Below are 14,885 nucleotides of genomic sequence, written 5' to 3' on the forward strand. Positions count from 1 at the left end.
GGTTTAAGCCTGTTCCAACGAGGTTTCAACACGGGTGGCGGTGGCTGGAACTTTCCCGGCCGCTACCAGACGCTTGTGCTGCTCGGCTTCGATGCGCTCGATCACGTCGACCGGCACCATATAGCCTTGATCATCGCGTGCAGCGTGGATCACGAAGTAGCCCACAGTGCCGACCAGGCTAACGATGGCCAGCCACCAGATGTGCCAGATCATCGCGAAACCGAACACGGTCAACAGAGCACCCATGACCACACCGGTGGCGGTGTTGTTTGGCATGTGGATCGGCTCGTACTTGGCCGGAGCCTTGTACGCAGTGCCGTTTTCCTTGGCTTCGGTGAACGGGTCGATGGTTTCTGCTTTTGGCAGCACGGCAAAGTTGTAGAACGGTGGTGGCGAGGAGGTCGACCATTCCAGCGTGTGGGCATTCCACGGGTCGCCGTGTTCGCACATGTTCTCTGGCTTGTTGCGATCACGCACGCTGACGTACAGCTGGATCAACTGGCAGGCGATACCGAAGGCGATCATCACCGCACCGAACATGGCAACGTACAGGTACGGTACCCACTCAGGGTTGGTGGTGGCGTTCAGACGACGGGTCATGCCCATGAAACCCAGTACATAGAGCGGCATGAACGCGACGAAGAAGCCGGTGATCCAGAACCAGAATGCTGCCTTGCCCCAGCCTTCGTGCAGCTTGAAGCCGAACGCTTTCGGGAAGTAGAAGGCGAAACCTGCGATGTAGCCGAATACCGCGCCGCCGATGATCACGTTATGGAAGTGCGCGATCACGAACAGGCTGTTGTGCAGAACGAAGTCAGCACCCGGGATGGCCAGCAATACGCCGGTCATGCCGCCGATGGCGAAGGTCACCATGAAGCCCAGGGTCCACAGCACTTGGCTGGTGAAACGCAGACGGCCCTGGTAGATGGTGAACAGCCAGTTGAATAGCTTCACCCCCGTCGGGATCGAAATCAGCATCGTCGCCAGACCGAAGAAGGCGTTGACGCTGGCCCCCGAACCCATGGTGAAGAAGTGGTGCAGCCAGACCATGAAGCCCAGGATCGAGATCGCGCCCGATGCGTAGACCATCGAGTGGTGGCCGAACAGACGCTTGCCGGTGAAGGTCGAGATGACTTCGGAGAAGATCCCGAACGCCGGCAGAATCAGGATGTAAACCTCGGGGTGACCCCAGGCCCAGAACAGGTTGACGTACATCATTGGATTGCCACCAAGTTCATTGGTGAAAATGTGGAAATCCATGTAACGGTCGAGGGTCAGCAGTGCCAGGGTAGCGGTCAGGATCGGGAACGAAGCCACGATCAGGACGTTGGCCCAGGTGCAAGTCCAGGTGAAGATCGGCATGTCCATCAGCTTCATGCCAGGGGTACGCATTTTCAGCACGGTGGCCAGGAAGTTGACCCCCGTCAGCGTCGTACCCAACCCGGATAGCTGAAGTGCCCAGATGTAGTAATCCATCCCCACGCCCGGGCTGTATTGCAGGCCCGACAGCGGCGGATAAGCAACCCAGCCGGTCTTGGCGAATTCGCCAACGCCCAGGGACAGGTTGATCAGCACTACGCCGGAAACCAGCAGCCAGAAGCTCAGGGAGTTCAGGAACGGGTAGGCAACGTCACGCGCGCCGATCTGCAGCGGCACTGCAAGGTTCATCAGGCCGGTGAAGAATGGCATCGCCATGAAGATGATCATGATCACACCGTGAGCGGTGAAGATCTGGTCATAGTGTTCAGGCGGCAGGTAGCCAGGCGAACCCTCGGTGGCCATGGCCAACTGGGTACGCATCATGATGGCGTCGGCAAAACCGCGCAGCAACATGACCATGGCGACGATGATGTACATCACGCCGATTTTCTTGTGGTCGACCGAGGTCAACCACTCGGTCCACAAATAGGTCCACTTCTTGAAGTAGGTGATTGCAGCGAACAGCGCCAGACCACCGAGCGCGATCATGGCGATGGTTATCATCACGATCGGTTCGTGGAACGGGACCGCTTCCCAACTTAATTTACCAAACATCGTTTACTCCTCTGCCCCGGCAGCTGAATGCGAGTTCATGTCCATTCCTTGCGTAGCGGCCACTTCTTTCTCTTCTTTCTCGTGCTTCACTTTCGGACCCGGTTTCATGCCTTCGTACTTGTCGACGATGGTCTGGAACAGGTTCGGCGTCACCGAGGAGTAGAGCTCGACTGGGTTGTTCTGGCTCTGCTTGGCAAGGGCTGCGTATTCAGCTTGTTCAAGCTTTTTAGGTGCCTTTTTGACTTCGCTTACCCAGGCGTCGAAATCCTCCTGAGAAGTGGCGATAGCTTTGAATTTCATGCCGGTGAAACCCGCGCCGCTGTAGTTGGCGGAGATACCGTCCATTTCAGCGTTCTGGTTGGCGATCAGGTGCAGTTTGGTCTGCATGCCCGCCATCGCGTAGATCTGGCCGCCCAGAGCAGGGATGAAAAACGAGTTCATCACGGCGTCGGAAGTGATCTTGAAGTTGATCGGGGTGTGCGCCGGGAACACGATCTTGTTGACCGTGGCAATGCCTTGTTCCGGGTAGATGAACAGCCACTTCCAGTCCAGCGCGACCACTTCAATGGTGATTGGCTTGACGTCGGATTCCAACGGCTTGTAAGGGTCCAGGGCGTGGGTCGACTTGTAGGTGACGTAACCCAGGGCAATGATGATCAGTACCGGAATAGTCCACACCGCGATTTCGATCTTGGTGGAGTGGGACCATTTAGGCGTATAGACGGCGTCCTTGTTGGAAGCGCGGTATTTCCAGGCGAACGCGAAGGTCATGAAAATGACCGGCACGACGACCAACAGCATCAGCAGCGTTGCGGTGATGATCAGGTTTCGCTCATCCAGGCCGACCTGGCCCTTGGGATCGAGCAAGGTCATGTTGCAGCCTCCCAGCAACAACGTGCCGAGCAGCGGCAATAAGCCTAGTAGTCTGGGGTACCTGTTTTTACTCATCTCACGACCTCTAAAGCAGCTTGCGCAATGCAGTTGGGTTTTGATCGCCAACACTTCACCCTGCCAAGGGTTGGCATTTTTCTTGGATTGAATAAGGGCCTGCCCGTCGCGCGTCAGACGCTGTTCGACAATTGCTGGGCCTGCGGTGAGTTCTTATTCGAATTCGTGGTCAAGGGCCTTGTTACAGACCAATTCCATTTGGTGCGGATAGTCGGAAGGCACCGACACCTGGGAGTCGCATGAAGCCATCAGGCCTCTCGACACCCTAGTTCTGCTCATGCACCCGAGTAAGGGTGAGGAGTGCCGGGAATTCAGTGCGGGCGATTGTAGATATGTAACGATTCATAAACCATGTCTCATCCCGAAATAATTTTTATCCGATCCAGCAACAATCATTAACGGCTTTTGCAAAAGTGCGCCATGGTATCGAAATCCATTCTCAACAAAAACACCAAAAAATGTAGGTCTACCACACGAAGTTCAGACAGTTTCCAAGGCTCTGCGCTCGCCTTCGACCCTGCTCTACCCCCTATGTGACAAGGACTTCGGCAATTCGCCAGGCCCTGTTAAAACTGCCTGTTTCGACTGAGAAGCGCTGAAACCGGCAGCGCCTGAGGGAGCCGGTTTTTGGTGCGAGATGACACCCTGAATTGGCGATTTGAAATGCCTTGCGACACTCAAGCTGTGACAACATGTCGCACACGTGTCGCACCCTTCCTTGCCGAGCATCAAGGTCTTTTTACCTGACCTGCAGATATGCAAAACGCCCCGGCCTCTCAACGAGAACCGGGGCGTTTTTTTGTTGCCTGCAACGGTACGGCGAACAGCCTCAGCGCAGCGCTTTGCGGTTACGCGAAGTGAGCAGCGGCACCAGCACCACGATCAGCACGAACGCCAGCAGCGCCCACTGTGCCAGGGACAAGCCGAGGATCGGCGGGTACGGCGTAGAGCAGAAGCCATCGACCTGGAAGCCCAGCGGGAAGATCTTCGCCAGCGGCAAACCGTCGACGATCGGCTGCAGCACATCGATACCGCAACTGACCGCAGGATAAAACTGGGTATAGACGTGATGCCCGGCCACCCCGACGCCCGCAATGGCGCTGATCACCACCAACGCTTCGAACAGCGTGATGCTGCGGCGGGTGCGCGTCGCTGCGCCGATAAAGGCGAACAGCGCAATCAGCAACAGCGCGTAGCGTTGCAGGATGCACAGCGGGCACGGAGCCTCGCCCAGAGCCACCTGCATGTACAGCGCACCACCGATCAGCGCCAGGCAGATGATGCCCAGAAGCACCAGATAGCGCCGCTCACGTCCCAACCGCATCGTTTCCTCGCTCATCGCGTTTCCCTTTTGTGTCCGTGGATATCGGTTGTCCGGAAGTCTACACGCAGCCCCTGCCCTTTGAGAGCCTTGAACGGGCCGCTGAAGTCGGGGGAATAAACGATAAACCGGTTAAGCACGGATTAACCTTTAAGCGATTGTTAATAATCGAAACCGCGACGCGGTCTTCGCGAATAGCTTCGCCTGCCCCTGAAGACAGACCGGGTTGCTTACTGCTTCCACCGATCTGCCGCGGCATGATCGCTGTCACGCCCTTCCACCCAACGCGGCCCATCACGGGTATTTTCTTTCTTCCAGAACGGCGCGCGGGTTTTCAGGTAGTCCATGACAAAGGCACAGGCATCGAATGCCGCCTGACGGTGGGCGCTGGCGGCACCGACGAAGACGATCGGCTCGCCCGGTTCCAGCGCGCCGATGCGGTGCAACACTTCCAGCTTCAACAGCGGCCAGCGCTGCTCGGCCTCCACCGCAATCTTGCCCAGGGCTTTTTCGGTCATGCCCGGGTAGTGCTCCAGAAACATCCCGGCGACGTCGAGGCCGTCATTGAAGTCGCGCACGTAGCCGACAAAACTCACCACCGCACCGACGCCCACATTGGCCGCGTGCATGGCGTTGACTTCGGTGCCCGGGTCGAACGGCGTGGACTGCACGCGAATCGCCATGGCTCAGCCCCCGGTCACGGTCGGAAAAAACGCCACTTCATCGCCATCGCTCACCGGTTCGTCGAGCTGGCAGAGGTCTTCGTTGCGGGCGCACATCAGGTTTTGCTCGCTCAGTACCTCGGCGCCGTCACGTTGAGCGAGCAGCGCGCGCACATCGTCGACCGTGGCGAAATCACCTTCTACCTTCACCGAGTCCACGCCGAGCGCTTCACGGTAACGGGCGAAAAACTTCACAGTCACGTTCATGGCAGATCCGCCTGGAAATGGCCGCTCTTGCCGCCGAGTTTCTCCAGCAGCCGCACGCTCTCGATGGTCATCCCACGATCCACGGCCTTGCACATGTCATAGATGGTCAGCGCCGCGACGCTGGCAGCGGTCAGCGCTTCCATTTCGACGCCGGTCTGCCCGGACAACTTGCAGCACGCCACGATGCGCACGGTGTCGTCGCCTTCGGCACTGAGTTCGACCTTGACGCCAGTGAGCATCAACGGGTGGCACAGAGGAATCAGATCGCTGGTTTTCTTCGCCGCCTGGATGCCGGCGATCCGCGCCACGGCGAACACGTCACCCTTGGGGTGGCCGCCACTGACGATCATCTGCAGGGTTTCGGGCAGCATGCGCACCAGCGCTTGGGCCGTCGCTTCACGGAACGTCACGGTTTTTTCAGTGACGTCGACCATATTGGCGCGACCTTGGGAATCGAGATGAGTCAGCACAGGGATACTCCTGATCAGGAGCATCGATTGTAAACCTGTGGGTCAATTTTCCGCACGTTTGATTATCGGATAGACATGCCCCTGTAGGAGCGAGGCTTGCCCGCGAAAGCGATGTGTCAGTCACATCGATGTCGGATGTGCCGACGTCTTCGCGGGCAAGCCTCGCTCCTACAAGGGGTTATGTGTCGGGCATAAAAAACCGGGCGGTTTTGGGCCGCCCGGTTCGGGTGAGGGTTACAGATGCGATTCGGCGTATTCGGCCAGAATCGAGCGTGGCACCCCTTGCAGGGTGATGTGTACACCGTTGGGGAAGTCCTTGAAGCGCTCGGTCAAGTACGTCAGCCCGGAGCTGGTCGCGGACAGGTAAGGGGTATCGATCTGCGCCAGGTTGCCCAAGCACACCACTTTGGAACCGGCACCGGCACGGGTGATGATGGTTTTCATCTGGTGCGGTGTCAGGTTCTGGCATTCATCGATCAGAATCAGGCTCTGCTGGAAGCTGCGGCCTCGAATGTAGTTGAGGGATTTGAACTGCAACGGCACTTTGCTGAGGATGTAATCGACGCTGCCATGGGTGTTTTCGTCATCCATGTGCAGGGCTTCGAGGTTGTCGGTGATGGCGCCCAGCCAAGGCTCCATTTTTTCCGCTTCGGTGCCAGGCAGAAAGCCGATTTCCTGATCCAGCCCCTGCACGCTGCGGGTGGCGATGATGCGCCGGTAGCGTTTGCTGACCATGGTCTGCTCGATGGCCGCCGCCAGGGCCAGGATGGTTTTACCGGAACCTGCTGCCCCGGTCAGATTGACCAGATGGATATCCGGGTCGAGCAAGGCATACAGCGCCAGGCTTTGATAGATGTCACGCGGTTTCAGGCCCCAGGCTTCCTGGTGCAACAGGGGTTCCTGATGCAGGTCGAGAATCAGCAGGCGGTCTTCCTCGATCTCCTTGATCCAGCCGACAAATCCCTGTTCGTCGATGATGAACTCATTGATATGCACAGCCGGCAGGTTGTCGATCAGCTGCACCTGGTGCCAGGTGCGACCGTGATCCTGCCGGGTTTCGACATTCTTCACGCGATCCCAGAAGGAGCCGTCCATGTTGTGATAACCATTGGGCAGCAGCGAGACGTCGTCAACCAGTTGGTCGGTGCTGTAGTCCTCGGCCGCGATCCCGCACGCCCGGGCCTTGAGGCGCATGTTGATGTCTTTGGTGACCAGCACCACGGGCAGTTTCGGCTCGCGCGCGTGCAGGTCGATCAACTGGTTGATGATGATGTTGTCGTTCAGATGCTCGGGCAGAATGATGTTCGGCTCAGTGCGCTTGCTCATCAGAATTGACAGCAAACCCTTGGGCCCACTCTTGCCACGCTGGATCGGTACGCCGAGTTCGACGTCTTCGGGGCTGGCATCGCCCAAAGTCTTGTCGATCAGGCGAATCGCCTGGCGGCATTCCGCGGCAACGCTGTGATGCCCGCTCTTGAGCTTGTCCAGCTCTTCAAGCACGGTCATCGGGATGGCGACGTGGTGTTCTTCGAAATTAAGCAGGGCGTTTGGATCGTGAATCAATACGTTGGTATCGAGTACATAAAGGATTGGCTGGTTGGAAGAAGGGCTACGTCCGTGATCATCCATACTCGGTCACCTTTGTGGGAGCCAGTCGACGCAATACCATGACAGTGCTGCGCCTCGAAGTGGCCGCCGAATTCACCTGCGAGGAGTCAAGTGAACTGCACACAAACTGGGGTCTTGGGAGACGCCACCTGTGTTGCAGGTTTCGGCGGTCTGTCTTCGTAATACTCCAAAACATGTGACAGAAAAAAGCACTTTGACGTTTTTTTGAAGTTTATTTTTCAGAGTGACGAATAGCCCTTGGCGTGCAGGCAATGGGCCGTTAAAGTCGGAAGTCCGCCTGCACCGATTTCTCTCCAGAAATCGCCCTTCACCCAATGTTTACGGCCTTTTGCAGTTTCAGCGAAACGCGTCCTGACAGTCTGCCCAACCGATCCCGCTTGGCGCCGTTTGCGTAATGAGCCAGGGCATCGCCGTTTTCAGCGCATCCTGCTTCACATTGAAATTGATCACCCCGTGCCGCCACAGCAGCATCAGGGTCAGCACCCGCTGTGCGCTCTGGCTGCCCTTGAGCTTGCCGGCGCCGTCCTGGGCATCAATATCCCACAACGCCACCTGCAAGCCCTGAGATTTGAAGAAGCCCTCGGCATCGGATCGACGCTGCCCCTCGGGCGGGCGAAACAACGGCACGTAATTCTCCGGCAGCTTGCCTTTGACCAACTCGACGCTGCGCCGAACCGAGTCCTGCCAGTCTTGCCAGTGGCTGTGGGAGCGGAATTCCCAGCCTTGCACGCCAACGCATTGCTGCGAATAAGTCCCTTGCAGACTGGCCACCGAACGCTCGGCCAGACGGGCCTGAATGTCCTTGCCGAGGACGAAGAACGTAGCGTTCATGTTCGATTTGCGCAGGTACTCGGTGACCCAGGCGGTGTTATCTGGCGCGGCGTTGGCGGCGCTGTCGAAGGTCAGCAGGAACAGCCGGTCATTCATGGCATCGCCGTTGCGCTCATAGTCGCCAAAACGATCGACTTCGCTGCTGGTGTGCGGGAACAGCGCAGCCTTGCGCAGCTGCTCGTCCAGGTACTGGGCGTGGAACAACCGGCTCGGCTCGGCCCACTTGATGTAATAGCTGTCGTCGCTCACCTGAAACTTCGCCGCTTGCTCACGCAAGGTGGCCATGTCCTCGACCAGGAAACAGAAGGAGGCATCCTGATCGCAACTCTGCTGGGCGAAGTTGTAATTGGTCAGCAAACGCTGCCACAGGCGTTGGCGCAGCTGGTTGACCGACTCCAGATTGAGGGTGCGCAGGCCCAGGCGTTGAGCCAGGCTCGCTTCATCCAGCGATTCACTGGCCAGCAGAACCCGGGCAAACATGAGGATTTCGGCCCGCGAGGCGACGTCGAACAACGTCGGGCTGCTGAGCTGTTCAGGCCAGGTGCTGCGATCCAGCGTCGCCACATCGCCCGGCGCCGCCATGGCGCCAAAGCTCAAGAGCCAGGCCGAGAATAGAAAAACGATACGCAATGGGATGTCTCCATAACAAAACCCGCGCGGCACTATAGCTGATCGCGCTCACATTCCCGCAGCAGCACTGATCTCCCGTAGGAGCGAGGCTTGCCCGCGAAGGCGATGTGCCAGTTACCGATGATGCCGACTGATACACCGCCTTCGCGGGCGAGCCTCGCTCCTACAGGTTTTGTACATAGCTACCGATCACCTATGGACTTGATAGCTGGAGTCAACAAGGACAACCCCCTAGAATCGCCGCCACGATTAAAGGAGACGACTTCATGCTGATGGTGATTTCCCCCGCCAAGACCCTCGATTACGAAACACCGCCGGCGACCCAGCGCTTCACTCAGCCGCAATACCTCGACCATTCCCAGGAACTGATCCTGCAACTGCGCGACCTGACGCCAGCGCAGATCAGCGAGCTGATGCACGTCTCCGACAAGATCGGCGGTCTCAATGCCGCGCGTTTCGGTAGCTGGACCCCGGCCTTCACCCCAGCCAACGCCAAGCAGGCCTTGCTGGCATTCAAGGGCGATGTGTACACCGGCCTGAATGCACAAACCTTCAGCGAAGCCGACTTCGATTACGCCCAACAACACTTGCGCATGCTCTCCGGCCTGTACGGCCTGCTGCGCCCCTTGGACCTGATGCAGCCCTATCGGCTGGAGATGGGCACCAAACTGGCCAATGCCCGTGGCAAAGACCTTTACGCCTTCTGGGGTACACGGATCAGCGAATGGCTGAACGAAGCCTTGGCCGATCAAGGCGACGACGTGCTGCTGAACCTGGCCTCCAACGAGTACTTCTCGGCGGTCAAACGCAGTGCCTTGAACGCGCGCATCATCAATACCGAGTTCAAGGATCTGAAGAACGGCCAGTACAAAATCATCAGCTTCTACGCGAAAAAGGCCCGCGGGATGATGAGTCGCTTCGTCATTGAAGAACGCATCAATGACCCGGCCGCTCTCAAGCAGTTCGACGTTCAGGGTTATCGCTACAGCGCCGAACAGTCTAAACCGGACAATCTGGTGTTCCTGCGCGATCACGCACCGGAGTAATGGAGCCTGCACTAAGTCAGCGCACGACACCCATTACTTCGTCGTGCGCTCCCCCTTTAATCGTCGAACAACTCCTTCTCTTTCGCCGTTTTATTGGCGCCAATATTCAAGCACTCCAATTTCTAACTTTAGTTTCACTCGACATTGAGCATTTTTTTCAGTAGTGGCACTGAAAATTTTTACTCGTAGTGGCAAAAACATATCCATCGCGACAATCGCCCCATATATAAAGGGCCAAACGGCAAGTGCTATCAATATGAAAGCAGTGCCATCTTTTTCAATATTTCAAGAAATTTCAGAATTCGCGATGGGCGGACAGGAACTATGTCCAAATGCGCCGCTCATACCACCGGTAACGATTCTCTCGGCGCTTGTGCGAGATAACTTACACAGACAAGAGATCCATGTAGCGAAGTTGTCACACTTACTTGAGCTTACTGATCCCTTATTTGGGCAACACATGAAGGACAGGAGATAACGCACCATTACTATCCCCTACAAGGCCACGGCTGCGCCCCTATAAACGTGCTCACCTGAGCACCCAACCGCTTGATTTGCGGGCTTTCGGGCCTGGCATTGAGCGCGCAAGACCTTTGCACGGAAGTCTTCTCAAAAGAGGATCGGCTGCATAACAGGGCACGTCATAACAATAAGGCCTGGCGGCGCACATCTTGAGTGCATTTATTTAGACACTCGGAACTTAGTATGCCTGCCCACGGCATTGTGGCGCCTTTAAGTCGCACTTGCGAGTGCACTATGACCGCTGAACACCATTAACTCCGGCCATGTAATGGCTTGATAAATACAGAGGTAATTGCGATGCGCATCAGCATATTTGGTTTGGGTTACGTCGGCGCAGTATGTGCCGGTTGCCTGTCTGCACGGGGCCATGACGTCGTTGGCGTCGATGTTGCCAAAGACAAAATCGATATGATCAACGCCGGCCGTTCGCCGATCGTTGAACCGGGTCTGGGCGAACTCCTGAAGCAGGGTATCGAGACGGGCAAATTGCGCGGCACGACCAACTTCGCCGAGGCGATTCGCGACACCGACCTGTCGATGATCTGCGTCGGTACGCCGAGCAAGAAGAACGGCGACCTGGAACTGAACTACATCGAAGCCGTGTGCCGCGAAATCGGTTTTGTCCTGCGTGACAAGACCACCCGCCACACCATCGTGGTTCGCAGCACCGTCCTGCCGGGCACCGTGGCAAACGTGGTGATCCCGATCCTCGAAGACTGCTCCGGCAAAAAAGCCGGCGTCGACTTCGGCGTAGCGGTCAACCCTGAGTTCCTGCGTGAAAGCACCGCGATTGCCGATTACGACCTGCCGCCAATGACCGTTATCGGCGAGTTCGACAAGGCCTCGGGCGACGTTCTGCAATCGCTGTACGAAGAGCTCGACGCGCCGATCATCCGCAAGGACATCGCCGTTGCCGAGATGATCAAGTACACCTGCAACGTGTGGCACGCCACCAAGGTGACCTTCGCCAACGAAATCGGCAACATCGCCAAGGCTGTCGGCGTCGATGGTCGTGAAGTGATGGAAGTGGTCTGCCAGGACAAGACACTGAACCTGTCCCAGTACTACATGCGCCCAGGCTTCGCGTTCGGCGGCTCTTGCCTGCCAAAAGACGTGCGCGCCCTGACCTACCGCGCCGGTTCCCTGGACGTGGAAGCACCACTGCTCAACTCGCTGATGCGCAGTAACGAGTCCCAGGTGCAGAACGCGTTCGACATCGTCTCCAGCCACGACAAACGCAAAGTCGCCCTGCTGGGTCTGAGCTTCAAGGCCGGCACCGACGACCTGCGCGAAAGCCCACTGGTTGATCTGGCGGAAATGCTGATCGGCAAGGGCTACGACCTGAGCATCTACGACAGCAACGTCGAATACGCCCGCGTTCACGGTGCGAACAAGGATTACATCGAGTCGAAGATTCCTCACGTCTCGTCCTTGCTCAACTCCAACTTCGACGAAGTGATCGCAAACTCCGACGTGATCATCCTCGGCAACCGTGACGAGAAATTCCGCGCCCTGGCGCTGGAAGCTCCACACGGCAAGCAAGTGGTCGACCTGGTTGGCTTCATGTCCAAAGCCACCAGCGTGAGTGGCCGGACTGAAGGCATCTGCTGGTAACACCCTCCTCGTAGGAGCCAGGCTTGCCGGCGAACCAGGCGACGTGATGTGTCAGGTACGCCGCCTTCGCTCCTGTAGGAGCCAGGCTTGCCGGCGAACCAGGCAACGCGGTGTGTCAGGCAAGCCGCCTTCGCGGGCAAGCCTCGCTCCTACGGTTTTTATGCCTGCCTTAACCCCATCGGGCCACCCCACAGGCTCGCCCGAGATCGAGACGGATGCAGATTATGCACAGGCTAAAGCACGGCCTACTTCAGGCCGCCGGTTGGCTGTTTTACCTAAGTTTACTGATGGGCATCGCCATGGCGCTGCCTACGTCCACGTTCGACTCCGAGTCGAAGGACTTCATCTTCCTGATCGGTATCGTCGGTATCTGGCGCTACTCGATGGGTGCCACGCACTTTCTGCGCGGCATGCTGTTTCTGTACGTGGTCTACCCGCACCTGCGGCGCAAAGTGCGCAAGCTGGGTAAAGCGGCAGACCCGTCCCATGTATTTCTGATGGTCACCAGTTTCCGTATCGACGCGCTGACCACCGCTCAGGTCTACAGCTCGGTAATCCGCGAGGCCATCGACTGCGGCCTGCCGACTACCGTGGTGTGCTCCATCGTGGAAATGTCCGATGAGCTGCTGGTCAAGAGTCTCTGGAAGCGCATGAACCCACCGACGCGAGTCAAGCTCGACTTCGTGCGCATTCCCGGTACCGGCAAGCGCGATGGCCTGGCTTACGGTTTCCGCGCCATCTCGCGCCACCTGCCGGACGACCGCGCCGTGGTTGCCGTGATCGATGGCGACACCGTGCTGGCCGAAGGCGTCGTGCTCAAGACCGTGCCGTGGTTCCAGCTGTTCGGCAATGTCGGCGGCCTGACCACCAACGAGTTCTGCGAAGTACGCGGCGGCTACATCATGAGTGAATGGCACAAACTGCGATTCGCCCAGCGCCACATCAACATGTGCTCGATGGCCCTGTCCAAGCGCGTGTTGACCATGACCGGCCGGATGTCGGTATTCCGCGCCACCGTGGTCACCAACCCGGACTTCATCGCCGATGTGGAAAGCGACTCGCTGCAACACTGGCGCCTGGGTCGCTTCAAGTTCCTGACCGGTGACGACAAGTCGAGTTGGTTCAGTTTGATGCGTCTGGGCTATGACACTTTCTACGTGCCGGACGCCGCTATCCACACCGTGGAGCACCCGCCCGAGAAGAGCTTCATCAAGGCCAGCCGCAAACTGATGTTCCGCTGGTACGGCAACAACCTGCGGCAGAACTCCCGCGCCCTGGGCCTGGGGATGAAACGCCTCGGCCTGTTCACCTCGGTGGTGCTGTTCGATCAGCGCGTGTCGATGTGGACGTCCTTGCTGGGCCTGACCGTGGCAATCATCGCCACCTTCAAGTACGGCAGCGCGTTCATCCTGGTTTACCTGCTGTGGATCGGCATCACCCGCCTGATCCTGACCGTGCTGCTGTCGTGCTCCGGCCACCGGATCGGCCCGGCTTACCCGGCGATTCTCTATTACAACCAGATCGTCGGCGCGCTGGTGAAAATCTACGTGTTCTTCCGCCTCGATCAACAGTCCTGGACTCGCCAGCCCACTTCTCTGACCCGTGATCTCGCCAGCTTTCAACGTTGGTTCAACACTTGGTCGTCTCGGACCATGACCTTCTCCGCCGGCAGCATTTTTGTTGCCGTGCTGCTGATGATGGTCTGACCGAACTCGCCTGAATTAACTAGGAAATCGCCCATATGAATACCGCCGTCAACTCCAACGTAGTGCACGAATCCGAAGCCCAGCGCCAACACGCTCGCGTGAAAATCCCGGCCAAGCTGCGTTTCTTCGGTCCAGACCGGACTCCGGTTGAAGCCCGGCTCATCGACCTTTCCGCTGGCGGCCTGGCGTTCAACGCCGGTCAGCTGCCGCTGAAGGTCGGCGATGTGCACAAGGCCCGCCTGCAATTCGTGATCGATAACCTCGGCCTGGCCATGGACGTGGAACTGCAAATCCGCTCCGTCGATCGCCAGACCGGTCGTATCGGTTGCCAGTTCCAGAACCTGGAACCCCGGGACATTTCCACCCTGCGCCACCTGATCACCTCGCACCTGGCTGGCGACATTGTCAGCGTGGGTGAAATGCTGGCGACCCTGCAGCGCGACAACTTCACCAAGGCGCGCAAGGTCAAGGATGGCGGGCACGGCATGACGCCGTTCGGCCGTCTGAAAGCGGTGACCTTCAGCGCCGGTATCTTCGTGGTCGGCCTGGTGGCGTTCGGTTTCATTTTCAAATCGGTGTACGGCATGTACTTCGTCAGCCACGCCCAGGCCGGTCTGGTCAGCGTGCAGGGCATGAACATCACCATGCCGCGCGACGGCACCGTGCAGAGCCTGATCAAGGCTGACGGCATTGCTGCCAAAGGCGCACCGCTGGCGACCTTCAGCACCAGCATGCTCGACGTACTCAAGGGCCATCTGGACGAAGGTCAACTGCAACCGTCCAAGGTTGAAGAATTGTTCGGCAAACAAATGACCGGCACCCTGACGTCGCCGTGCGATTGCACCGTGGCTCAGCAATTGGTGGCCAACGGTCAGTACGCCAGCAAAGGCGACGTGATCTTCCAACTGGTGCCGCGCAACACCGAAGCCAACGTTGAAGCACGCTTCTCCTATCGCCAGTTCGGCGACGTGCGTCCAGGCACCTCGGTCAGCTTCCAGATCGCCGGTGAAGACCAAACCCGTACCGGCAAGATTGTCAGCAGCACCAGCCTGAAAAGCGCCGATCTGTCGTCCGACATCCGCGTGCAGATCAAACCTGACGAGCCACTGGACAGCGCCTTCGCTGGTCGCCCGGTGGAAGTGAACAGCACTCGTGGCCCGAACCTGAACTGGCTGATCAACAAAGCCATGGCCGCCGGTCTTTAA

Annotated in this window: 12 protein-coding genes; 4 read left to right on the plus strand and 8 right to left on the minus strand. The window is 58.1% G+C overall.

What is annotated here, in order from left to right:
• Positions 1–3: 3 nt before the first annotated feature.
• The 8 genes from cyoB to PMI30_RS12875 all read right to left on the minus strand — a co-directional run bounded on the left by cyoB (position 4) and on the right by PMI30_RS12875 (position 8,792).
• Entirely contained in the window at positions 4–2,034 is a 2,031-nt protein-coding gene (gene cyoB, locus PMI30_RS12915; RefSeq protein WP_008010575.1) for a cytochrome o ubiquinol oxidase subunit I, read from the minus strand.
• Positions 2,035–2,037: 3 nt separating this feature from the next.
• Positions 2,038–2,982: a ubiquinol oxidase subunit II gene (gene cyoA, locus PMI30_RS12910; protein WP_008010578.1), complete on the minus strand. Its 945-nt coding sequence runs from the start codon at positions 2,980–2,982 to the stop codon at positions 2,038–2,040.
• An 829-nt stretch (positions 2,983–3,811) separates the two neighbouring features.
• Positions 3,812–4,321 (minus strand): disulfide bond formation protein B, encoded by a 510-nt coding sequence (locus tag PMI30_RS12900; protein ID WP_032835574.1) that lies wholly within the window; start codon positions 4,319–4,321, stop codon positions 3,812–3,814.
• A 212-nt stretch (positions 4,322–4,533) separates the two neighbouring features.
• On the minus strand, positions 4,534–4,986 hold the full coding sequence (gene moaE, locus PMI30_RS12895) for a molybdopterin synthase catalytic subunit MoaE (protein WP_008010582.1): 453 nt from the start codon (positions 4,984–4,986) through the stop codon (positions 4,534–4,536).
• A 3-nt stretch (positions 4,987–4,989) separates the two neighbouring features.
• Positions 4,990–5,232 (minus strand): molybdopterin converting factor subunit 1, encoded by a 243-nt coding sequence (gene moaD, locus PMI30_RS12890; RefSeq protein WP_008010586.1) that lies wholly within the window; start codon positions 5,230–5,232, stop codon positions 4,990–4,992.
• Positions 5,229–5,702 carry a cyclic pyranopterin monophosphate synthase MoaC gene (gene moaC, locus PMI30_RS12885; RefSeq protein WP_032835575.1) on the minus strand — a complete coding sequence of 158 codons (474 nt, stop codon included), beginning with the start codon at positions 5,700–5,702 and terminating at the stop codon, positions 5,229–5,231. The genes moaD and moaC overlap by 4 nt, the downstream gene beginning before the upstream one ends.
• Positions 5,703–5,936: 234 nt before the next feature.
• Positions 5,937–7,331 (minus strand): PhoH family protein, encoded by a 1,395-nt coding sequence (locus PMI30_RS12880; RefSeq protein WP_008010591.1) that lies wholly within the window; start codon positions 7,329–7,331, stop codon positions 5,937–5,939.
• 336 nt (positions 7,332–7,667) lie between these two features.
• A complete protein-coding gene (locus PMI30_RS12875) occupies positions 7,668–8,792 on the minus strand; it encodes a polysaccharide deacetylase family protein (protein WP_032835576.1) in 1,125 nt (374 codons plus the stop codon).
• A gap of 266 nt (positions 8,793–9,058) precedes the next feature.
• Here PMI30_RS12875 and yaaA point away from each other — a divergent pair, with 266 nt between their 5' ends.
• The 4 genes from yaaA (at position 9,059) to PMI30_RS12855 (ending at position 14,885) form a co-directional block, all read left to right on the plus strand.
• Positions 9,059–9,838: a peroxide stress protein YaaA gene (yaaA, locus tag PMI30_RS12870; protein ID WP_008010594.1), complete on the plus strand. Its 780-nt coding sequence runs from the start codon at positions 9,059–9,061 to the stop codon at positions 9,836–9,838.
• A gap of 819 nt (positions 9,839–10,657) precedes the next feature.
• Positions 10,658–11,974, plus strand: a complete 1,317-nt coding sequence (locus PMI30_RS12865) for a nucleotide sugar dehydrogenase (protein WP_008010596.1) — start codon at positions 10,658–10,660, stop codon at positions 11,972–11,974.
• A gap of 224 nt (positions 11,975–12,198) precedes the next feature.
• The gene (gene alg8 / locus PMI30_RS12860) at positions 12,199–13,680 is read left to right on the plus strand and encodes a mannuronan synthase (RefSeq protein ID WP_443216305.1); all 1,482 of its coding nucleotides are present in this window, start codon (positions 12,199–12,201) and stop codon (positions 13,678–13,680) included.
• 35 nt (positions 13,681–13,715) lie between these two features.
• Positions 13,716–14,885: an alginate biosynthesis protein Alg44 gene (locus tag PMI30_RS12855; RefSeq protein WP_008010600.1), complete on the plus strand. Its 1,170-nt coding sequence runs from the start codon at positions 13,716–13,718 to the stop codon at positions 14,883–14,885.

This window comes from Pseudomonas sp. GM50 (assembly GCF_000282375.1).
Lineage (GTDB): Bacteria > Pseudomonadota > Gammaproteobacteria > Pseudomonadales > Pseudomonadaceae > Aquipseudomonas.